Source organism: Bradyrhizobium sp. HKCCYLS3013, from assembly GCF_051167615.1.
Classification (GTDB): domain Bacteria; phylum Pseudomonadota; class Alphaproteobacteria; order Rhizobiales; family Xanthobacteraceae; genus Bradyrhizobium.
In genome coordinates this window covers 82,354-103,205 of record NZ_JBNPTK010000003.1, presented here as the reverse complement: position 1 = coordinate 103,205, position 20,852 = coordinate 82,354, and the positions used below count along the sequence as shown (strand labels likewise).

The window sequence follows — 20,852 nt, the reverse complement described above, 5'->3', positions numbered from 1 at the left end:
CGACCCGCGGCAGAGTTCGCTGAAAGATCCGGCGGTGTCTGTCAGAAAATCGTCAGGATCGGCGCTGCTGCGTGCAGCCTTGTCAGGAAATCACCGGCCGCCGCGCTGCATGCGGCGATAGCGGGCCGGACTCTCGCCCGTCACCGCCCGAAAGACGGCGCCGAAATGCGATTGCGAGGAGAAGCCGAGCGACAGCGCGATCTCGACGATCGGCAGATCGGAGGTCGAAAGCAGCCGGCGTGCGGCCAGCACGCGCTGCTCGACGACGAACCGATGCGGTGTCGTTCCGGTCGCCTGCTTGAAGCTGCGGAGGAAGGAGGACGGGCTCATCCCCGCCACCTCCGCCATCGCGGCCAGCGTGACCGGCGCACCGGGATCGGCGCGAACGAACTCGGTGACGCGCGCCCGCATCCGGTCGTCCAAGGGCCGCGTCTGCTCCAGTCCGGGTGGGCGCTGCACTGCGTAGCGGTCCGAGACGTGCAGCGCGAGCGTGTAGGCGAACTGTTCGGCGAGCAGGCGGCTTGGCCTTTCGCCGCCACCGCAGCTCTCGACCAGCCGCGTCGCCGCAGCTTCGAGCATCGGATCTTCGGTGTCCCAGGCCTGGTTCGTCAGGGTGACCGGCGCCGCAGAGCCGCGGGAGGCCGCGACCTCCTTCAGCAGGGCATCGCCGAGATACAGCAGCAACAGCTGGCCCGAACGAACCTCAGGCACGGCATCGACCACCACGCTGCAGCCGGGCTGGCCGATCCGGAAACGCCCCGCGCTGACAGGCGCATCGCGCCGGACCGTGCCATCCTCGATCAGGACGTGACGCCGGACGTCGTACAGCGTGATCGCCACCGTCGGGACCGGCAGCTCGCCATACTCGTAGAGGTGCGGCCCGGTGACCTCGCTGACAGCAGCAGCAAACCCGGCCGTCGACCACAGGTCGATCAGCGCCGATTGCCGTCGTCCCGTGACGCGCTCGGCATGGCGAAGGGGATTGAGCTGCATGGGGGCAAGGTGCGTCTGGCTGAATGGCTGCCGTAAATTTTAGCATTGTCTTGCCGGGCTGGCGACTTCCGGCAGGCAGGGCGCGGCGTTCTCCAACCTCGCGGGTCGCAGCCGCCTTCATGGCCGCGTTGGTCGTCGGCAAATATTATCCGGGTGATATTTACAGGGCATATTTTATCCGGGTATATATCTTATGGAACCCCGGAGGATCTGAAGCGATGACCAGCACATTCCACCTCGTTTGCGGCGCGACCGGCGCCGGCAAGACCACTTACGCCCGCGACCTCGTCAGGCGCTGCAACGGGGTTCATTTCTCCATCGACGAATGGATGGTGGAGCTGTTCGCCAGCGATCAGCCTGAGCCGATGCGCTTCGACTGGATCACTGAGCGGGTCGGGCGCTGCGAACATCAGATCGGGCGCATGGCTATCAGCTGCGCGCAAGCCGGCGTCGCGCCGGTGCTCGACCTGTCGTTTCTGCGCGCCAGCAGCCGGGCGAGCTTCGCTGCCCTGGCCCGGCAATCCGGGTTCGACGTCACGCTGCATTTCCTCGACGTTCCGGCCGACGAACGATGGCGGCGCGTCAGCTCCCGCAACGAGACGCGGGACGAAACGTTCTCGCTCACCGTCACACGGCCGATGTTCGACTTCATCGAAAGCATCTGGGAGCCGCCGACATCTGCGGAGATGAGCGCTCATCAGGGCGCGTACGCCTTCCCGCGACAAAGCGCGCCTGGTTGACGATCGGGCCTCATGGTTCGAGACGGCGCGCGAATGGCCGTTACTCGCCCTCACGCGCCGATGGGCGCGCGCCTCCTCACCATGAGGGTCGGGCACCGAAGGTGGCGCTGCACATGGACAATGAACACGCCGACCGGCGTGTCCATGGAGAGTAGAGGCTGTGAGGTTCGCAGAGACGCAGACGTTCCGGGTGAAATCTCCACCCTCATCCTGAGGAGCTTGGCGAAGCCAAGCGTCTCGAAGGACGAGGCCCGTGATCTTTTTTCAACAAACAACGCGCCATTTAACAAAAAGGCGCCCCGCGAGGGGGCGCCTTCGTGATCCGCCGATCGTGTCGGGCGATCAGCCCGAGTAGTACATGTCGAACTCGACCGGGTGCGGGGTCATTTCGAAGCGCTCGACCTCGGTCATCTTCAGCGCGATGTAGCTGTCGATGAAGTCGTCGTCGAACACGCCGCCGGCCTTCAGGAAGGCGCGGTCCTTGTCGAGGTTCTCGAGCGCCTCGCGGAGCGAGCCGCAGACGGTCGGGATCTGCTTCAGCTCTTCCTTCGGCAGGTCGTAGAGATCCTTGTCCATCGCCGGGCCCGGATCGAGCTTGTTCTTCACGCCGTCGAGGCCGGCCATCAGCATCGCGGCGAAGCCGAGATAGGGGTTGGCCATCGGATCGGGGAAGCGGACCTCGACGCGCTTGGCCTTCGGCGAGGAGGTGTAGGGGATGCGGCACGAGGCCGAGCGGTTGCGCGCGGAGTAGGCGAGCAGCACCGGCGCCTCATAGCCCGGGACCAGACGCTTGTAGGAGTTGGTCGACGGGTTGGTGAAGGCGTTGATCGCCTTGGCGTGCTTGATGATGCCGGCGATGTAGGACAGGCAGGTCTCCGACAGGTCGGAATACTTGTTGCCTGCGAACACCGGCTTGCCGTCCTTCCAGATCGACTGGTGGACGTGCATGCCCGAGCCGTTGTCACCATAGACCGGCTTCGGCATGAAGGTGGCGGTCTTGCCGTAGATGTGCGCGACCTGGTGGATGCAGTATTTGTAGATCTGCATCTGGTCGGCCATCAGGGTCAGCGTGTCGAACTTCATGCCGAGCTCGTGCTGGGCGGAAGCGACCTCGTGATGGTGCTTCTCCACCTTGACGCCCATGCGCGCCATCGCGCCGAGCATCTCCGAGCGCATGTCCTGCACCGAGTCCTGCGGCGGCACCGGGAAGTAGCCGGCCTTGGTGCGGATGCGGTGGCCGAGATTGCCGCCCTCATACTCGGTGTCCGAGTTGATCGGCAGCTCGGAGGAGTCGAGGCGGAAGCCGGTGTTGTAGGGCGAGGAGCTGTAGCGGACGTCGTCGAACACGAAGAACTCGGCCTCGGGGCCGACGAACACGCTGTCGCCCACGCCCATCGACTTCACCATGGCCTCGGCCTTCTTGGCGATGCCGCGCGGGTCGCGATTGTACGGCTCGCCGGTGGTCGGCTCGAGCACGTCGCACGTGATGATCATGGTCGTTTCGGCGAAGAACGGATCGATCGTCGCGGTCACCGGGTCGGGCATCAGGCACATGTCGGATTCGTTGATCGCCTTCCAGCCGGCGATCGAGGAGCCGTCGAACATGGTGCCTTCGGCAAAAATGTCTTCGTCGATCATGCTGACGTCGAAGGTGACGTGCTGCCACTTGCCCCGCGGATCGGTGAAGCGGAGGTCGACGTATTTGACGTCGTTGTCTTTAATTGCCTTCAAGACGTCCTTGGCGGTCTTCATGAATACCCCTCTTGGCTGAAACGTCACGGCCCGGCGCGGGACGGCGTCCGCGGGTCATGCTCCATTAGCCTCGTGCGGGGACCAAGACAATATCGGAAACGCCAAAACGGCCGCGTGCAAGCGCCTCGCAGAGGACACCTGAGCTGCCGTAGGGGCTGCTGGCGCAGCAGACGTTCTGTGCGGGGCCCGGAGCGGATGGTCCGTTCCAGGCCCCGGGTCAGGCTAGATCGCGTCCAGACCGGATTCGCCGGTTCGGATGCGGATCGCTTCCTCGATGTTGGACACGAAGATCTTGCCGTCGCCGATGCGGCCGGTCTGGGCGGCGCGGCGGATCGCCTCGATCGCACGCTCGACCAGGTCGTCGCCGATCACGATCTCGATCTTCACCTTGGGCAGGAAATCGACGATGTATTCGGCGCCCCGGTACAGCTCGGCATGACCCTTCTGCCGGCCAAAACCCTTGGCTTCGGTGACGGTGATGCCCTGAAGTCCCACTTCCTGAAGCGCCTCCTTCACCTCGTCGAGCTTGAACGGCTTGATGATGGCTTCGATCTTCTTCACTGAGCGCCTCCCGGGCATTCCGCTATAAACAACAGGTGGGTCATCGTCAGGCTGCGCCCACGCGCAGGTCGTTCGATCATTTCGCTACCGGGCCCGACACTCTCCGGCGGAGGCCCGGTGATTGACTGCCCGACTTGCCCCGTGCCGAAGTGGCTCCACAAAAGCAGGGTCTATGCCAAGTCGTTAACGGGCCCAAATAGGGCCGATAATCAGGCATTTCACGAGCGCCCTGACGATTCCCTCAAGGAACGTCTAGAATACCGGAGCCTTGAGATTAGGCAAACAGATCAAACGTTGTGCAGACATCGACGATCCAGACGCGCGCTGTCCGAAATGCCCAGGGAAAAGGCGACATGCCGGGTTTCGTCGCGTCTTGCCAGACGCGCAGCGCCCTTGGAAGTTGCGGGCCGGCGCGGCAATAGGAAGCGCGGGATTCGCGCGCGCCGGCTCCTCGGGACGGGGCGCCGACGCCCGCTGAGACGCGATGGGGACGATATCACGCAGCCGGCGCTAGACGGCGGCTGGGGACGAGAGCGGCGATGGAAATCTTGACCACGAGCGAAATGGAGCGCGCCGACCGGCTGACGATCGCAGCCGGCACGCCGGGCTTTTCGCTGATGCTGAGCGCCGGCCAGGCAGTGGCCGAGGCGGCCATGGACCTGGTCGAGACCGGGCCGATCGTGGTGGTCTGCGGGCCGGGCAACAATGGCGGCGACGGCTTCGTTGCCGCGGCCGAACTCGCCGCGCAGGGCAGGGACGTCTCGGTCATCCTGATGTGCGAGCGCGACGCGTTGCACGGCGACGCGGCCTCCGCCGCCAAGGGCTGGAAGTTTCCGGTGCTGCCGTTCACGCCGCAGGCGATCGGCAGGCCGGCGCTGATCATCGACGCGCTGTTCGGCGCCGGCCTCAGCCGGCCCGTCACCGGCGAGCCTCATGACGTCATCGCAGCGATCAACGGCAATGGCGCGCCGGTGCTCGCGGTCGACCTGCCGAGCGGCATCAACGGCACCACGGGCGCGGTGATGGGCATCGCAGTCCGCGCCACCGAGACGGTGACCTTCTTCCGCAAGAAGCCGGCGCATCTGCTGCTGCCGGGCCGCCAGCATTGCGGGCGCGTCCGGCTCGCCGACATCGGCATCGCTCCCCAGGTGCTCGCGGAGATCAGGCCGCAGGCCTTCGAGAACGATCCCGAGCTGTGGCAGGGCCATTTTCCGGTGCCACGCATCGACGGCCACAAATACGCCCGCGGGCACGTGCTGGCGATGTCCGGCGACGTCACCGCCACGGGCGCGGCGCGGATGGCCGCGCGGGCCGCGTTGCGGGCCGGCGCCGGCCTCGTCACGCTGGCCTCGCCGCGCGATGCGCTGGCGGTCAATGCCGCGGCGCTGACGGCGGTGATGGTGCGCGCCGCCGACACCGCGATCGCGTTCGGCGAATTGCTCGGCGACAAGCGCTACAACACCTGCATCATCGGGCCCGGCACCGGCGTCAGCGAGCGCACGCGCGACCTCGTCTACACCGCGCTCACGGCGCAGCGTCACCTCGTGCTCGATGCCGACGCGTTGACGAGCTTCGCCGATGCGCCGGAGCGGCTGTTCGAGCAGCTCAGGGCGATGGCCGAGGCGCAGATCGTGCTGACACCGCACGAGGGCGAATTCCCCCGGCTGTTCTCCGATCTCAGCAACAAGCATCCCGGCCGCTCCAAGCTGGAGCGCGTCCGCGCGGCAGCGGTGCGCTGCGGCGCCGTGGTGCTGTTGAAGGGCGCCGACACGACGGTGGCCGCGCCCGACGGCCGCGCCGCAATCGCCGCCAACGCACCGCCCTGGCTCGCCACCGCCGGCGCCGGCGACGTGCTCGCCGGCATCATCGCCGGCATGCTGGCGCAGGGTGTGCCGGCGTTCGAGGCCGCCTGCATCGGCGTCTGGATGCATGGCGAGGCGGGCAACGAGGCGGGGCCGGGGCTGATTGCCGAGGACCTGACGGAGACGCTGCCCGCGGTGTTCCGGCGGCTCTATGACCGGTTCGGGATCGAGTATTGAGCAGGGCGAGCCGTCGCCCGGCAGACACTGTCATGCCCGCCACCGCGTCTCGCCTTTGGCGAGCCCGATGACAGGCTCCAGCGGGCATCCAGTACGCCGCGGCCCATCGAGTCAATCACGGCCGCCTCGGCGTACGGGTTCGCTCGGTCAACCCGGGCGATGACAGTTGTGGTTGCGGTGACGTCGGACCGTCTAGCTAACGCTGGTCGGCTCACGTGACCTGATACTTCGCCACCGCGCTCTCGTTCCACGCGAGCCCGAGGCCCGGGCCCTTCGCCGTCACCTTGCCGTCAATCACCTGCAGCGGCTCGGCGAGAATTGCGCCGGCGAAGTCCAGCACCTCCAGCCAGTGTGCCGTCGGCGTTACCGCCAGGACATGCGCGCTCGCCTCGGGCAGGATGTGGCTCGACATCGGGATCGAGGCGGCATCGGCCTGACCTGCGACGTTGAGCCAGCCGGTGATGCCGCCGACCTTCATCAGGTCGGGCATGATGAAGTCGGACGCGCCGGCCGCGATTGCCTCGGCAAAGCCGCGCGGAAACCACCAGTTCTCGCCGGCCTGGATCGGGATCTCCGACCGCTCGCGCACCCGGGCATGGCCGGAGAGATTCTCCTGCGGCACCGGCTCCTCGATCCAGGTCAGGCCGTAGTCCGCAAGGCGCGTGATTCTGCGCGTGGCTTCCGGGGGATCGAGCGACTGGTTGAAGTCGAGCATCAGCGCCATGTCCGGGCCGAGCAGGGCGCGCAGGCCCTTGATCATCGCTTCGTCGGTCGCGAGATCGCCATGACCGCCCTTGGTCTTGATGGCGCGGAAGCCGTGCTCGTCGCGCGCGGCGCGTAAGATGCGCTCGTCGTCCTTTGCATCGAGCACGCCATAGCTGTCATAGGCCGGAATCGGCCGCGCCGTGCCGCCGAGCAGCTCGACGACGGGCTTGCCGGCGAGCTGACCGAGCGCGTCCCAGAACGCCATGTCGAGGCCCGAGACGGCCATGCCGACGAGGCCCTGCCAGCCGAGCAGGCGGAATTTGGCGTCCATGAGTTTCATCAGGTCGAACGGGACCAGGGCCTGGCCATTGAGCTCGCGGCCGATCTCCTCGACCAGATGCAGTAGCGGTTTCAACGCGATCCTGGTGTAAGCGAACAGGTAGGAGTGGCCGGTAACCCCCTGATCGGTGGCGACGTCGATCAGCACCAGCGGTCCGGAGTCGATGATGCCGAACGCGTTGCGCAAGGGGCGCTTCATGGGCGTGATCACGGCGCGCGCCGTGACCCCGGTGATGGCAGCGATGGTCATGGGGACTGTTCCCTCAGGTTCGTTTCCTCACCGGATCTCATACCATCGCAGCAGGCGCGGCGCTGCCCAGCTGGTCGCCATGCTCTCGACCAGGAACCGGCCGGACTGCTCGGCAAGGAACGCAATGCGCTGGGTCTGGCCGGCCTCCAGTGCCAGCGTGTCGAGCCAATAGGGCTTCCAGCCGTCGTCGAGCTGGTCGAGCAGCCGGAACGGCTGGCCGTGCAAATGGACCACACGGGAGGCGGCGGTCTTGTTGGTAAGAGCCAGCACGACCACCCGGCCGGCCTTCGCCTGCAAGGCGGGTTCGGCGGTGGCGCTGAACTGGGCGGGTGGTCGCCACTCGGCGCCGTCGAGCGCGAGTTCGGCCCGAACGGCCGTCTTGAGGTCCAGTCTGTCCGGCAAACCGTTCGACGGCAAAGCCTGCGCCGGCGGCAGTGGGGCGGCACGGAGCGGCGGCTCGCTGGACGCCATCAGCCGGGCGAGGGGACGCGGATTGCTGCCGTCGTGCAGCAGCACGGCCAGCGCCGTCTTGGCGGCGGGCATGTCGATGAAGACGTCGGTCCGGCCGCCGGGCGGCAGCACCACCGCGCCGTTTCGCGCCAGGAAAGGCTCGGCCGGCTGGCCGTCGATGGCCATCACGCGGACGGCGTCGAGGTCGGCGATTTTGATCGCGATCACAGCGCGTTGACAGCCATTGATGAACCGCAGCCTGACCCGCGCATGGGTCCGCAGCGCGATCTCGGGCTGGGTCTGCCCATTGACGGTGTAGAGGAGCTCGGCGTCCGTCGCCTCGGTTCCCGGCGCAACCGCGGTGCCGTCGGCCTTGAGCCTGAAGTCCTCGATCAGGAAAACCTCGTCGCGGTCGACAGTTACCGTCGCGGCCTCATCGACGATGACAGGCAGCGGGCGGATCGCCACGACGTCGGCCAGCAGCCGCAGGTCGAGCAGGCCGGTCCCGGCCCGCGACGCCAGGGCTGGAATGGTGGCCCGGCCGCCGGGGCCGATCTCCGCCTGCGCCAGCAGCGGGGCGGGCAAAGCGAGGCCGCGGCTGGACAGCGCGGCGGGGATCGTAAGGCCATTCGAAAGGTCGAGATTCAGCGCCGTGCCGCGGGCAAGCCGGACCACCGGGGCCGGTGCTGCCAGCCGCCAGAGCGGGCTGGCCGCGCGTCCCTGGGCCAGCACGAGAGATTCGCCGCGAGCGTTCAACGAAACCGAGATTCGGCGAGCGGCCCGCGCCGGGCGGGCAAACGAGGCCGCGCCGGCTGCCGCGAGGCCGCCGAGCAGGGCGCGGCGGCTGAGCCCCTCCGACGATTCCGTCATGCGACAAAACATCGTGCAATGAGGGGGATGCGGATCATGCTGTTTTCCCTTATCTGTGCGTTCGACACGGTCGATCGGCCTGCCGGTGGTGCTTTCGACAGCCCATTTTTTTGCTGCGGACGGTTTCGTGCGTGGTATAAGCCGCGCCGCCCGCGGCACCGCGGCCGGGCTATCGATGCAGTTCACGCGGGCGTGGCGGAACTGGTAGACGCGCTGGATTTAGGTTCCAGTGACGAAAGTTGTGGGGGTTCGAGTCCCTCCGCCCGCACCAAGCGCTTCTCCGGCGTTTGCCCCTAGTTTTACCGGCGAACCCGTTCTCTCGCACAGAGAAGCGGGGCCGCCGATCCCACCGACGCAAGGCCCTTTGCCGCGCGTCGTCCACAATTGAGTCAGATGTGTCCGGATCGCAAGGGTTCGGACCGAAGCGGAAGAAGATTGACGCCATGCAGGTCACAGAAACCTTGTCGGAAGGCTTGAAGCACGAGTTCCAGATCAGCGTTCCGGCGGCGGATCTCGACGCCAAGGCGGATGCCAAGCTGGTCGATCTCAAGGACAAGGTCCGCATCAACGGCTTCCGCCCCGGCAAGGTGCCGGTCGCGCATCTGAAGAAGATCTACGGCAAGTCGGTCATGGCCGAGACCATCGACCAGACCATCCGCGACACCAACACGCAGATCTTCACCGAGCGCGGCTTCCGCCTGGCCACCGAGCCCAAGGTGACGATGCCGACCGAGGAAGCCGAGGTCGAGAAGATCCTCGCTGGCGAGTCCGACCTGACCTACACCGTGGCCGTCGAGGTCGTGCCGGCGATCGCGCTCGCCGACTTCAAGACCTTCTCGGTCGAAAAGCCGGTGGCCGACATCACCGACGCCGACGTCGACGAGGCGATCAAGCGCCTGGCCGATGCCAACCGTAGCTACGCCGCCAAGGCCGATGGCGCGAAGGCCGAGAACGGCGACCGCGTGAAGATCAACTTCAAGGGCACGATCGACGGCGTCGCCTTCGAGGGCGGCACCGGCGAGGGCATCGACGTCGTCATCGGCTCCAACACCTTCATCCCCGGTTTCGAGGACCAACTGGTCGGCATCGGCGTCGGCGAGACCCGTACGCTCAAGGTCACGTTCCCGACCAACTACCTGAACAACGAGCTCGCCGGTAAGGCCGCGGAGTTCGAGACCACGGCGACCGCGATCGAGGCGCCGGAAGACAAGGTGGTGGACGACGAGTTCGCCAAGACGCTCGGCCTGGAATCGCTCGACAAGCTGAAGCAGCTGATGCGCGATCGTCTCGCCGGCGAGTTCAGCCAGGCGACCCGCCAGCGCGTCAAGCGCGCGCTGCTCGACCGTCTCGACGAGACCCATAAGTTCGATGCGCCGCCGTCGTTGATCGACGAGGAGTTCAACCTGATGTGGAACTCGGTCAAGGCCGAGATGGATTCTAGCGGCAAGACCTTCGCCGACGAGAACACCACCGAGGACAAGGCGAAGGAGGAGTACCGCACCATCGCCGACCGCCGCGTGCGCCTCGGCCTCGTGCTCTCCGAGATCGGCGAGAAGAACAAGATCACCGTGACCGACGACGAGGTCAGCCGCGCCGTGATCGAGCGCGCGCGCTCGATGCCGGGCCGCGAGAAGGAGGTCTGGGACTTCTATCGCAGCAACCCGCAGGCGCTCGCGCAGCTGCGCGCGCCGATCTACGAGGACAAGGTCGTCGACTTCATCCTCGAGCTCGCCAATGTGACCGAGAAGAAGGTCTCCAAGGACGAGCTGTTCAAGGACGACGACAGCGACAAGGCTGCCTGAAAAGGCCGCCCATCGTAGGGTTCGCGACATAAGCGCGTGATTAAGGTTGACCGGCGAAAGCGCCGGTCAACCCGGTTCGGGTGCTGGCCGCCGCCGCGGGAATCAGCTTGAACAGAGCAACGACCTCGCTCGCGGCTGGCCAGGGGCCCGGTCTTGTCACCGGCAAATTGGTCCATATCTGTGGGCTCGGTCTTGAAGTTCTGCATCACGGGACACCTGTCCGTCGCTGCTCGTTGAATGAGCCTCACCTGCGGCGGCCGGTCGTCTCAACTGCTGGTCCAACCCTTGGGTGATTCATGCGCGATCCCGTCGAAACCTATATGAACCTTGTGCCCATGGTGGTCGAACAGACCAACCGCGGTGAGCGCGCCTACGACATCTTCTCGCGCCTCCTGAAGGAGCGCATCATCTTCGTGACCGGTCCGGTCGAGGACGGCATGGCGACCCTGATCGTCGCGCAGCTGCTGTTCCTCGAGGCCGAGAACCCGAAGAAGGAAATCGCGATGTACATCAACTCGCCCGGTGGCGTGGTGACGTCGGGCCTCGCGATCTACGACACGATGCAATTCATCCGTCCGGCGGTGTCGACGCTGTGCACCGGCCAGGCGGCCTCGATGGGCTCGTTGCTGCTCTGTGCCGGCCACAAGGACATGCGCTTCTCGCTGCCGAACTCGCGCATCATGGTGCATCAGCCGTCCGGCGGGTTCCAGGGCCAGGCGACCGATATCATGCTGCACGCCCAGGAGATCCTGAACCTGAAGAAGCGGCTCAACGAGATCTACGTCAAGCACACCGGCCAGCCTTACAAGGCGATCGAGGACGCCCTGGAGCGCGACAAATTCCTCACGGCGGAAGCCGCCCAGGAGTTCGGCCTGATCGACAAGGTTCTCGACAAGCGGCCGGAAGATCCGGCGGCGATGGGCAAGTGAGCCCTCCGTAAACGAGGCGGGGTTCGTTTGACCCGCCTCGGAGCGCACAGCATCACCTTTGTCGGCCCGGGCCGGCAAAGGTACTGAGGTGGGGTCCCAAAAGGGTCGCAACCTTGCCGTGCGGCCGGCAAATAGGCGTGGCAAACACGCAACGCTCCGCTGATTTCGCGTGCTCTTACCGTGTCAAGCCCCAAAATCACGGTAATGTCACGGTCTAGGGTCTGTGCTCCGATTAGCGAATTCTTGATAGTCGGATGACAGCATGATTGGCTAGAGTGTCCAGTTATGGATCGTGGGGGATTCGCGTAGGTCGTGGGCGCACGACAGGTGAAGAACAAGGTGTTAATTTTGGTACGAAATTTGCTCTTTCACCAGTCTGGTCCGGCCCGTGCCGGATCGGAACGAACGAGCGGACAAGAGCGAACCGCGGACGGAGACAGGAATGAGTAAGGTCGGCACGAGCGACTCGAAGAACACGCTATATTGCTCGTTCTGCGGCAAGAGCCAGCACGAAGTCCGCAAACTGATCGCAGGTCCAACCGTCTTCATCTGCGACGAGTGCGTCGAACTCTGCATGGACATCATCCGCGAGGAGAACAAGTCCTCGCTGGTCAAGTCGCGCGACGGGATTCCGACCCCGAAAGAGATCTGCAAGGTCCTGGACGATTACGTCATCGGCCAGAACCACGCGAAGAAGGTGCTCTCGGTCGCCGTCCACAACCACTACAAGCGGCTGAATCACCAGACCAAGCACTCCGACGTCGAGCTCGCGAAGTCGAACATCCTGCTGATCGGTCCGACCGGATCGGGCAAGACGCTGCTCGCGCAGACGCTCGCCCGCATCCTGGACGTGCCGTTCACGATGGCGGATGCGACGACCCTGACCGAGGCCGGCTATGTCGGTGAGGACGTCGAGAACATCATCCTGAAGCTCTTGCAGGCGGCCGACTACAATGTCGAGCGCGCGCAGCGTGGCATTGTCTACATCGACGAGATCGACAAGATCAGTCGCAAGTCGGACAATCCCTCGATCACCCGCGACGTGTCGGGCGAGGGAGTCCAGCAGGCGCTGCTGAAGATCATGGAGGGCACGGTTGCGTCGGTTCCGCCGCAGGGCGGCCGCAAGCATCCGCAGCAGGAGTTCCTGCAGGTCGACACCACCAACATCCTGTTCATCTGCGGTGGTGCGTTCTCCGGTCTCGAGAAGATCATCTCGGCGCGCGGCCGGTCGACCTCGATCGGCTTCGCCGCCCAGGTTCTGGCGCCGGAAGACCGCCGCACCGGCGAGATCTTCCGTCACGTCGAGCCTGAGGATCTCCTGAAGTACGGCCTGATCCCCGAGTTCGTCGGCCGTCTGCCGGTCGTTGCGACGCTCGAGGACCTCGACGAGAACTCGCTCAAGAAGATCCTGACCGAGCCCAAGAACGCGCTGGTGAAGCAGTATCAGAGGCTGTTCGAGATGGAGAACATCGAGCTCACCTTCGCCGACGAGGCGCTGGGCGCGGTGGCGCGCAAGGCCATCGAGCGCAAGACCGGCGCGCGTGGTCTGCGGTCGATCCTCGAGAGCATCCTGCTTGAGACGATGTTCGACCTGCCGGGTCTCGAGGGCGTCGAGGAAGTGGTCATCTCGCGCGAAGTGGTCGAGGGCACCGCCCGTCCGCTCTACATCTACGCCGATCGGTCCGATCGCGCGGTGGAAAGCAGCGCCAGCGCGTGAGGCGCGCTGGTACGAGAGACAGAAGACCTCGATTTATTAGATCGGCGATCGCCGCGGACATCATGTCCGCGGCATCGCAGCGTTTCAGAGTCCCGCCGCGTAAAGCCATTTTTGGCGGGTGTTTACCGATACTTGACACCCCCCGGGTCGATAGCCACCTAATGTCGCGTGGCGATACAAATCTCAATCCCGGGATTCGCCTCAACAACGATCCGAAACAAGCGGGCGATATCGACGCGTCAGTGAAGTCCGGATCAGATCGCACCTTGTGGCGGTTGCGCACGATGGCGGACTGCGTGCAAGGGGGCTAAACAAAAGGAACAGGCCATGACGACCCCCAAACCCCGGCCGACCATCGTTTACGGCGAGAGCCACGCCTATCCGGTTCTGCCGCTCCGCGACATCGTCGTCTTCCCGCACAACATCGTTCCGCTGTTCGTCGGCCGCGAGAAATCCATCCGCGCCCTCGAAGAGGTGATGAAGAACGACGCGCTGGTGATGCTGGCGACGCAGAAGAACGCGTCCGACGACGATCCAGCTCCGGATGCGATCTACGAGACCGGGACGCTCGCCAGCGTGCTGCAACTCCTGAAGCTGCCCGACGGCACCGTGAAGGTGCTGGTCGAAGGCCTGGAGCGCGCGCGCGTCGAGAAGTACACCGATCGCGCCGACTACTACGAAGCCACTGCCGTTGCGCTCGAGGACACCGACGCCAAGTCGGTCGAGGCCGAAGCGCTGGGCCGCTCCGTCGTGTCGGACTTCGAGAGCTATGTGAAGCTGAACAAGAAGATCTCCGCCGAGGTCGTCGGCGTCGTTCAGTCGATCACCGATTTCGGCAAGCTGGCCGACACCGTCGCCTCGCATCTCGCCGTCAAGATCGCCGATCGCCAGGGCATCCTGGAGACGCTGTCCGTCACCACGCGCCTGGAGAAGGTGCTGGGCCTGATGGAGAGCGAGATCTCGGTGCTGCAGGTCGAGAAGCGCATCCGCTCGCGTGTGAAGCGCCAGATGGAGAAGACCCAGCGCGAGTACTACCTGAATGAGCAGATGAAGGCCATTCAGAAGGAGCTGGGCGACGAGGACGGCCGTGACGAGCTCGCCGATCTGGAAGAGCGCATCAACAAGACCAAGCTCTCCAAGGAAGCGCGCGAGAAGGCCCAGCACGAGCTGAAGAAGCTGCGCCAGATGTCGCCGATGTCCGCGGAAGCGACCGTCGTGCGCAACTACCTGGATTGGCTGCTGTCGATCCCGTGGAACAAGAAGTCCAAGGTGAAGAAGGATCTGGAGGCCGCTCAGGCGGTTCTGGATGCGGATCACTATGGGCTGGAGAAGGTCAAGGACCGCATCGTCGAGTACCTGGCGGTGCAGTCGCGCGCCAACAAGCTGACCGGCCCGATCCTGTGCCTGGTCGGACCTCCCGGCGTCGGCAAGACCTCGCTCGGCAAGTCGATCGCGAAGGCCACGGGGCGCGAATTCGTTCGCGTGTCGCTGGGCGGCGTGCGCGACGAGGCGGAGATCCGCGGTCATCGCCGGACCTATATCGGCTCGATGCCCGGCAAGATCATCCAGTCGATGCGCAAGGCCAAGACTTCGAACCCGCTCTTCCTGCTGGACGAGATCGACAAGATGGGCTCGGACTTCCGGGGTGATCCCTCGTCGGCGCTGCTGGAGGTCCTGGACCCCGAGCAGAACACGACGTTCAACGATCACTATCTGGAGGTCGACTACGACCTGTCGAACGTGATGTTCATCACGACCGCGAATACGCTGAATATTCCCGGACCGCTGATGGACCGCATGGAGATCATCCGCATCGCGGGCTACACCGAGACCGAAAAGCTCGAGATCGCCCGCAAGCACCTGATCCCCAGCGCGATCTCGAAGCACGGCCTGGACTCGAAGGAGTGGTCGATCGACGACGACGCGTTGCTGCTCGTGATCCGGCGCTACACCCGCGAAGCGGGCGTGCGTAATCTGGAGCGTGAGATTTCCACACTGGCCCGCAAGGCCGTGAAGGAGCTCATGATGTCCAAGAAGAAGTCGGTGAAGATCACCGAGAAGACCGTCGAGGAATTCTTGGGTGTTCCGAAGTACCGCTTCGGCGAGATCGAGAGCGACGATCAGGTCGGCATCGTGACGGGCTTGGCCTGGACCGATGTCGGTGGCGAGCTGCTGACGATCGAAGGCGTCATGATGCCCGGCAAGGGCAAGATGACGGTGACGGGCAATTTGCGCGACGTCATGAAGGAGTCGATCTCGGCGGCGGCCTCGTTCGTCCGCTCGAGGGCGATCAACTACGGCATCGAGCCGCCGCTGTTCGACCGGCGTGACATCCACGTCCACGTGCCGGAGGGAGCAACCCCGAAGGACGGACCGTCGGCGGGCGTCGCGATGGCGACGACCATCATCTCGGTGATGACCGGCATCCCGGTCCGTCACGACGTCGCGATGACCGGCGAGATCACCCTGCGTGGTCGTGTGCTGCCGATCGGCGGTCTGAAGGAGAAGCTGTTGGCTGCGGCCCGCGGCGGCATCAAGACGGTGCTGATCCCCGAGGACAACGCCAAGGATCTCACGGAGATTTCCGATGCGATCAAGGGCGGCATGGAGATCATCCCGGTCGCCCGTCTCGACGACGTCGTCGCCCGGGCCCTGGTCCGCAAGCCGGTGCCGATCGTCTGGGAAGAGGACACCAAGGTGCCCGTGAAGGCCGATGGCGACGAAGCCGCCGGCGGCCTGACCGCCCACTGACGACCAAACAGAACAAGGAAACGGCGCCCGAAGGGGCGCCGTTTTCGTTTGCGGGATCGAGCCACTGACTTCGAGCGTGCGGAGTCTGCCCCACCGTTCCCGCTGCGGCGGTTTCTCGCTGCCGCTGCGTGGTTCCGGCGTTGATTGCGGATCGGGCAGGGGGTAAAGAAGCGCGACGTGAGGGCGGCTAGCTCAGCTGGTTAGAGCATCTCGTTTACACCGAGAGGGTCGGGAGTTCGAATCTCTCGCCGCCTACCACTCGGATCTGCCGGCAGGCGTGCTCGAATTGCGGTGGCTATTGCGGCAGGCGCTGTTTTTCCAGGCTGACCGCGATCCTTTCCAGAAGCGTGTTCGTACGTCTGGTTTCATCGATCTGCTGCTCGTAGAGCTGAACCACCTTCGCGCTGGGACCCAATCCGCCGCGACGGCTGAGCAAGAACCAAACCCCGATCAGGAAGATGAAGGGAAGCCAGGAGACGATCAGCTCCACGACCCATTGTTGCATGACGACCCATTCCCCCATTTGAACCTCTGTCAGAGGTAGCAGGATGGCTATACCGCAGCCTCGTGGTGAAGCGTAGGTGCTGCGGGACGTCGCCGTGGGACAGGGTTTAGAATCCTTTTCGGCGGCCACTACGAAGTGTCAGAACGATTTCGCGTGGTGACCAGCTCTTCTTCGGCTAGCTTCGCGCGGGGTGAAACATCGCGGACGAAACGATGACCGACTTCCTGCGTCACTGCACAGGCGGACACGAACGCATCATCGCGGCTGGCTCCGACCTGCTGGAGGAGGGCCACAGCACCGGGCATCTCTACATCCTGCTGGACGGGCGGCTGGAGGTCGTCAAGGCCGGGGCCACGGTGGCCGTCGTCTCCGAGCCGGGTGCGCTGTTCGGCGAGATGTCGCTGCTGCTGGAGCAGCCGCACACGGCGACCGTGCGGGCGCTTGCCGAGTGCCGGATCTATGAGATCCCCAATGCGCCGCGCTTCCTGACCGAGAATCCCGAGGCGACGCTGACGATCGCGCGCATGCTGGCGCAGCGGCTCAATGTCGCCAACACCTATCTGGCCGACCTCAAGCGGCAATATGCCGGCCATGGCACGCACCTCGCGATGGTCGGCGACGTCCTGCAGAGCATGGTCAACCTGCCGCCGCAGCAGGTCTCGCCAGGAACGGATCTGGAATCCGATCCACGGCTCTGAGCCAGTCGGGCGCCGCTGTCACCGGCTGGGCCGGGCGCTCCAGCGGTCCGGCGAGGTCGATCCATTCGGCCTGCCCCGCCGACAGCCAGAACGCGCGCTGGGCCTCGGTGTCGAGCACCATGTAGGTCGGCGGGCGCCCGGGCTGCCGTCCGGTGTTGAAGACCCAGGTCTCACCGACGCGATCGAACCAGGATCCGTTCGTGATGAAGGGCGACTGGTGGACGTGGCCGGAGATCACCATCGTTGGCCGATGGCGCGCGATGAAGCCTTCGAGCTCGGTGTCGCCGAAGAAGCGCTTGCCGGCCCAGCTCACCGGCGAGTTGGCCGGCGGCGCATGATGCACCCAGATCCAGCGTTCGGGTCTGCGTGCGGCGGCGGCTTCGAGCTGGCGCGTGATCGCGGCCTTCACGCGCGGGCCATCCCACCACGGGCAGACCGAGAACATGATGTCGCCGACCAGGAGATCGTCGCCATCGGAGGCGATGCCGAGCTCGCGGACCGTGCTGAGCCAAGCCGCGATCTTCTCGCCGTCCGCGCTACGCTCCTCCAGGTCGTGATTGCCGGAGCAGATCATCACGCGCGTCCTAGCGGCGAGCAGCCCGAGATACTTCTTCACGACGACGATCTGGGCGCGGATGTCCACGATCGAGGCGAGGTCGAGCGCATCGCCGGCGAACACCACCATGTCGAAATGCTCGGCCGCGGCGACCAGCCAGTCGAACTGCGGCAACGTGTAGTGAAGATCGGCAACGATGAGACAGCGCATGAGGCTCCTGACGCGCAGGATCGAAGCAAGAGCGGGACCATATTCTGCCCGCGCTATTGCATCTTGAAACTGCGGGCGCCGGCAAGACCAGGTCGTCCTCTGGTCTGTCGAGCTCGCCGGTATGATGTTGGCGCGAGCCATCGCGCGCTCGTGCCTTGACAGGCAAGACCCGCGCATGCGCGATGCCTGCTCTCTCGATGATCTCAACCAGACAAGGCGCGTCATGCAATTGCCTTCAGGAGACGACCGCAACGCCGACCAGATCGCCTATTGGAACGGCCCGGGCGGCCAGCGCTGGTCCGATCGCCAGGAGGCGCAGGACGTCCTGCTCGCGCCGGTGTCGCGGATCCTGATCGACCGCATCGCCGCGCAGCCGGGTGATCGCATTCTCGACATCGGCTGCGGCTGTGGGGGCCTCTCGATCGCGCTCGCCGGGCAGGTCAGCCCGGGAGGACACGTGCTGGGGGTCGACATCTCCGCGCCGATGCTCGCGCGGGCGCGGGCCGTGGCGCCGGGCGGGCTTGCCACCGAGTTCGTGCTGGCCGACGCCACCGTGCATCCGTTCGCGCCGGCGAGCTTCGATCTGCTGGTATCGCGGTTCGGGGTGATGTTCTTTGCCGATCCGGTGGCGTCGTTCGCCAACATCCGCCGCGCGCTGAAGCCGGGCGGCCGGGTCGTGTTCGCCTGCTGGCGCGAGCCGAAGGCCAATCCCTGGATGATTGCGCCGCTGCAGGCGGTCTATCGCCACGTCCCGAAGCTGCCGGAGATGGCGCCGGAGGATCCGGGTCCGTTCGCGTTCGCATCCGAGGCGCGGGTGACGCGGATCCTCGGCGAGGCCGGCTTCAGCGACGTCGCGCTGCAGGCACATCCGCTGTCACTCGACATCGCCCGCGGACAGGGTCTCGACGCGGCGGTGCAATCGGCCTTCGAGATCGGCCCCGCCAGCCGCGCGCTGGAAGGGCACCCGGCGGAGACGCGCGATGCGGCGCGTCTCTCGGTACGCGAGCTGCTCGCACAGCATCAGGATGGTGGCAGCGTCACGCTGTCGGGCTCGATCTGGCTGGTGACGGCGCGCGCCTGACGCGGCGCCGGACGGCGCTCAGGAGCGCTCTTCCCAGATCATCGCCAGATGGACGATGGTCTGCGCCGCCTTCTCCATGTCCTTGACGCTGACCCATTCGAGACGCGAGTGGAAGGCATGCTCGCCGGCGAAGATGTTGGGGCAGGGCAGGCCCATGAACGACAGCCGCGAACCGTCGGTGCCGCCGCGGATCGATGTCCGGACCGGCGTCAGGCCGGCGCGGCGGATCGCCTCCTCGGCGTAGCTCACGATCTCCGGATGCCGGTCGATGACCTCCTTCATGTTGCGGTATTGCTGCCGGACCTCCATCCGATAGGTCGAGCGCGGATAGTCCTTCAGGACATCCCTGACGATGTCCTCGAGCAGCGCTTCCTTCTGCCGCAGGCCCTGCTCGCTGAAATCGCGCACGATGAAGTCGAGCCGCGCCTGTTCGAGCGCGCCGGAGATCCCGACCGGATGCAGGAAGCCTTCCTTGCCCTCCGTCGTCTCCGGCGAGCAGCCATCCTTCGGGAGCCGATCGACGATTGCGGACGCGATCTTGATCGCATGCTCCATCTTGCCCTTGGCAAAGCCGGGATGGGCGCTGACGCCGTTGATGAGGATGGTGGCGCCGTCGGCGGAGAAGGTCTCGTCCTCGATGTTGCCGGCGGTCTCGCCATCCATCGTATAGCCGAAATCGGCGCCCAGCTTCTTCAGGTCGACCCTGTCGACGCCGCGGCCGATCTCCTCGTCCGGCGTGAACAGGATCTTGATGGTGCCGTGCTTGATCTGTGGATTGCTGATCAGGAATTGCGCCGCGTCCATGATCTCGGCGATGCCGGCCTTGTTGTCGGCGCCCAGCAGGGTCGTGCCGTCGGTGGTGACGATGTCGCTGCCGATCTGGTCCTTCAATGCAGGATGCTCTGCCGCGCGGATGATCTGGCTCGGGTCCGCCGGCAGCACGATGTCGCCGCCCTGGTAGTTGCGCACGATCTGCGGCTTCACGTTGGCCCCGGAGCAGTCGGGCGACGTATCCATGTGCGAGCAGAAGCAGATCACCGGCACGGCCTTGTCGGTGGTGGCGGGGATGGTCGCGTAGACGTAGCCGTTGTCGTCCAGATGGGCGTCCGAAAGTCCCATCGCCTGCAGCTCGGCTGCGAGCATCCGGCCAAGATTTTTCTGCTTGAGCGTCGAAGGACAGGTCGGCGACGTCGGGTCCGACTGGGTGTCGATCACGGCGTAGCGGAGCAGGCGCTCGGTGACGGAGTGGGTATAGCTGCGAAGCGGGTCGGACATGGGCACCACGAGAGAGAGAGAGAGAGAGAGAGAGAGAGAGAGAGAGTTTGCCGGAGGTATCAGTATACTAATATATCAGTTATTGCATGCCAGATACCAGGAGCGGCAGGTTATCAATGGTTTCAGCTCTGATCAAAGAACGTCCGCCAGCTCCCGTGCTGCGGAATACGACGTTTCGCGGCCGGCGTTGATCAGCACCGCTTCGCCGACGGCAGGATTGAGCTCCATCTGCAGGATACCGCCTCCGGCGATTCGAAGCTCAGCTTGCTCGCACAGGTGCCGGGCGATTCGTGGGCGGCGTCCGCGAGGAATCTCCTCTCACTCGCTTCCTGGTCAGCCCGTGCGCCTCGACCGGGACGGCGGCCGGAAATTTCAATATGCCCGGTCGAAAGTATGCCTGGTCGGACTTGGCGCCCATTTTGCCATATCCGGCCTGCGACGTCTTCGCGAAGCGACCGCCACGGCCGCGGGGCAGGGGTGCCGAGGTCCGGAGGGAGAGACGTGGGATGGCCCATCATCGTGCAGCGATTGACGTCGGCTGCTCGGCCCAGACAAGGAGACCGGGCGTGCTGCATGGACCCCTCATCAATGACTTCGCACAGCTCTCGGTTCATTGTCCTTGACTTCGA

Annotated in this window: 16 protein-coding genes and 2 tRNA genes; 10 read left to right on the top strand and 8 right to left on the bottom strand. The window is 65.2% G+C overall.

Translation table 11 applies throughout. The annotated features are described in order from the left end of the window. Positions 1-90 precede the first annotated feature (90 nt). The gene (locus tag ACQR1F_RS07200) at positions 91-993 is read right to left on the bottom strand and encodes a helix-turn-helix domain-containing protein (protein WP_434912751.1); all 903 of its coding nucleotides are present in this window, start codon (positions 991-993) and stop codon (positions 91-93) included. 119 nt (positions 994-1,112) lie between these two features. On the opposite strand from ACQR1F_RS07200, the gene ACQR1F_RS07195 reads away from it, so the two are divergent. After that, the gene (locus ACQR1F_RS07195; protein WP_434912750.1) at positions 1,113-1,733 is read left to right on the top strand and encodes an AAA family ATPase; all 621 of its coding nucleotides are present in this window, start codon (positions 1,113-1,115) and stop codon (positions 1,731-1,733) included. A 342-nt stretch (positions 1,734-2,075) separates the two neighbouring features. Here ACQR1F_RS07195 and glnA read toward each other — a convergent pair whose 3' ends face one another. Further along, positions 2,076-3,485, bottom strand: a complete 1,410-nt coding sequence (glnA, locus tag ACQR1F_RS07190; RefSeq protein WP_315799685.1) for a type I glutamate--ammonia ligase — start codon at positions 3,483-3,485, stop codon at positions 2,076-2,078. Between the two features lie 222 nt (positions 3,486-3,707). Further along, the gene (locus tag ACQR1F_RS07185) at positions 3,708-4,046 is read right to left on the bottom strand and encodes a P-II family nitrogen regulator (RefSeq protein WP_009027873.1); all 339 of its coding nucleotides are present in this window, start codon (positions 4,044-4,046) and stop codon (positions 3,708-3,710) included. Positions 4,047-4,585: 539 nt separating this feature from the next. On the opposite strand from ACQR1F_RS07185, the gene ACQR1F_RS07180 reads away from it, so the two are divergent. Then, positions 4,586-6,085, top strand: a complete 1,500-nt coding sequence (locus ACQR1F_RS07180) for an NAD(P)H-hydrate dehydratase (RefSeq protein ID WP_315799686.1) — start codon at positions 4,586-4,588, stop codon at positions 6,083-6,085. Between the two features lie 211 nt (positions 6,086-6,296). Here the strand turns inward: ACQR1F_RS07180 and ACQR1F_RS07175 are convergent, their stop codons facing one another. Further along, the gene (locus ACQR1F_RS07175) at positions 6,297-7,379 is read right to left on the bottom strand and encodes an enolase C-terminal domain-like protein (protein WP_434882629.1); all 1,083 of its coding nucleotides are present in this window, start codon (positions 7,377-7,379) and stop codon (positions 6,297-6,299) included. A gap of 27 nt (positions 7,380-7,406) precedes the next feature. Further along, on the bottom strand, positions 7,407-8,711 hold the full coding sequence (locus ACQR1F_RS07170; protein WP_434874441.1) for a multicopper oxidase domain-containing protein: 1,305 nt from the start codon (positions 8,709-8,711) through the stop codon (positions 7,407-7,409). Positions 8,712-8,885: 174 nt separating this feature from the next. On the opposite strand from ACQR1F_RS07170, the gene ACQR1F_RS07165 reads away from it, so the two are divergent. From ACQR1F_RS07165 to ACQR1F_RS07140, 6 genes are all read left to right on the top strand, one after another. Continuing rightward, a tRNA-Leu gene (locus tag ACQR1F_RS07165) sits at positions 8,886-8,970 on the top strand. A 172-nt stretch (positions 8,971-9,142) separates the two neighbouring features. Further along, complete coding sequence (gene tig / locus ACQR1F_RS07160; RefSeq protein ID WP_315799688.1) at positions 9,143-10,501, top strand: trigger factor; 1,359 nt, start codon at positions 9,143-9,145, stop codon at positions 10,499-10,501. A gap of 296 nt (positions 10,502-10,797) precedes the next feature. Further along, positions 10,798-11,430 (top strand): ATP-dependent Clp protease proteolytic subunit, encoded by a 633-nt coding sequence (locus ACQR1F_RS07155; RefSeq protein ID WP_172109612.1) that lies wholly within the window; start codon positions 10,798-10,800, stop codon positions 11,428-11,430. A 442-nt stretch (positions 11,431-11,872) separates the two neighbouring features. Further along, positions 11,873-13,147: an ATP-dependent Clp protease ATP-binding subunit ClpX gene (gene clpX, locus ACQR1F_RS07150; RefSeq protein ID WP_012044595.1), complete on the top strand. Its 1,275-nt coding sequence runs from the start codon at positions 11,873-11,875 to the stop codon at positions 13,145-13,147. A gap of 327 nt (positions 13,148-13,474) precedes the next feature. After that, the gene (gene lon / locus ACQR1F_RS07145; protein WP_006611021.1) at positions 13,475-15,898 is read left to right on the top strand and encodes an endopeptidase La; all 2,424 of its coding nucleotides are present in this window, start codon (positions 13,475-13,477) and stop codon (positions 15,896-15,898) included. Between the two features lie 181 nt (positions 15,899-16,079). Further along, positions 16,080-16,156, top strand: a tRNA-Val gene (locus ACQR1F_RS07140). Between the two features lie 37 nt (positions 16,157-16,193). Here ACQR1F_RS07140 and ACQR1F_RS07135 read toward each other — a convergent pair. Next, entirely contained in the window at positions 16,194-16,403 is a 210-nt protein-coding gene (locus ACQR1F_RS07135) for a hypothetical protein (RefSeq protein WP_316217851.1), read from the bottom strand. Between the two features lie 212 nt (positions 16,404-16,615). Here ACQR1F_RS07135 and ACQR1F_RS07130 point away from each other — a divergent pair, with 212 nt between their 5' ends. Next, positions 16,616-17,101: a Crp/Fnr family transcriptional regulator gene (locus ACQR1F_RS07130; protein ID WP_434912749.1), complete on the top strand. Its 486-nt coding sequence runs from the start codon at positions 16,616-16,618 to the stop codon at positions 17,099-17,101. Here ACQR1F_RS07130 and ACQR1F_RS07125 read toward each other — a convergent pair. Beyond that, the gene (locus ACQR1F_RS07125; protein ID WP_434912748.1) at positions 17,040-17,867 is read right to left on the bottom strand and encodes a metallophosphoesterase family protein; all 828 of its coding nucleotides are present in this window, start codon (positions 17,865-17,867) and stop codon (positions 17,040-17,042) included. The two genes, ACQR1F_RS07130 and ACQR1F_RS07125, sit on opposite strands and share 62 nt — an antisense overlap. A gap of 223 nt (positions 17,868-18,090) precedes the next feature. On the opposite strand from ACQR1F_RS07125, the gene ACQR1F_RS07120 reads away from it, so the two are divergent. Then, positions 18,091-18,948: a class I SAM-dependent methyltransferase gene (locus ACQR1F_RS07120; RefSeq protein WP_434912882.1), complete on the top strand. Its 858-nt coding sequence runs from the start codon at positions 18,091-18,093 to the stop codon at positions 18,946-18,948. Positions 18,949-18,966: 18 nt separating this feature from the next. On the opposite strand, the gene pepT is transcribed toward ACQR1F_RS07120, so the two are convergent. Beyond that, on the bottom strand, positions 18,967-20,223 hold the full coding sequence (gene pepT, locus ACQR1F_RS07115; protein ID WP_434912747.1) for a peptidase T: 1,257 nt from the start codon (positions 20,221-20,223) through the stop codon (positions 18,967-18,969). Between the last annotated feature and the right edge of the window lie 629 nt (positions 20,224-20,852).

Excerpts from the sequence above, each read along its gene's own strand:
- ACQR1F_RS07200 (WP_434912751.1), bottom strand. The coding sequence starts at position 993 with ATGCAGCTCAATCCCCTTCGCCATGCCGAGCGCGTCACGGGACGACGG.
- ACQR1F_RS07195 (WP_434912750.1), top strand. The coding sequence starts at position 1,113 with ATGGCCGCGTTGGTCGTCGGCAAATATTATCCGGGTGATATTTACAGG.
- glnA (WP_315799685.1), bottom strand. The coding sequence starts at position 3,485 with ATGAAGACCGCCAAGGACGTCTTGAAGGCAATTAAAGACAACGACGTC.
- ACQR1F_RS07180 (WP_315799686.1), top strand. The coding sequence starts at position 4,586 with ATGGAAATCTTGACCACGAGCGAAATGGAGCGCGCCGACCGGCTGACG.
- ACQR1F_RS07175 (WP_434882629.1), bottom strand. The coding sequence starts at position 7,379 with ATGACCATCGCTGCCATCACCGGGGTCACGGCGCGCGCCGTGATCACG.
- ACQR1F_RS07170 (WP_434874441.1), bottom strand. The coding sequence starts at position 8,711 with ATGTTTTGTCGCATGACGGAATCGTCGGAGGGGCTCAGCCGCCGCGCC.
- tig (WP_315799688.1), top strand. The coding sequence starts at position 9,143 with ATGCAGGTCACAGAAACCTTGTCGGAAGGCTTGAAGCACGAGTTCCAG.
- ACQR1F_RS07155 (WP_172109612.1), top strand. The coding sequence starts at position 10,798 with ATGCGCGATCCCGTCGAAACCTATATGAACCTTGTGCCCATGGTGGTC.
- clpX (WP_012044595.1), top strand. The coding sequence starts at position 11,873 with ATGAGTAAGGTCGGCACGAGCGACTCGAAGAACACGCTATATTGCTCG.
- lon (WP_006611021.1), top strand. The coding sequence starts at position 13,475 with ATGACGACCCCCAAACCCCGGCCGACCATCGTTTACGGCGAGAGCCAC.
- ACQR1F_RS07135 (WP_316217851.1), bottom strand. The coding sequence starts at position 16,403 with ATGCAACAATGGGTCGTGGAGCTGATCGTCTCCTGGCTTCCCTTCATC.
- ACQR1F_RS07130 (WP_434912749.1), top strand. The coding sequence starts at position 16,616 with ATGACCGACTTCCTGCGTCACTGCACAGGCGGACACGAACGCATCATC.
- ACQR1F_RS07125 (WP_434912748.1), bottom strand. The coding sequence starts at position 17,867 with ATGCGCTGTCTCATCGTTGCCGATCTTCACTACACGTTGCCGCAGTTC.
- ACQR1F_RS07120 (WP_434912882.1), top strand. The coding sequence starts at position 18,091 with ATGCAATTGCCTTCAGGAGACGACCGCAACGCCGACCAGATCGCCTAT.
- pepT (WP_434912747.1), bottom strand. The coding sequence starts at position 20,223 with ATGTCCGACCCGCTTCGCAGCTATACCCACTCCGTCACCGAGCGCCTG.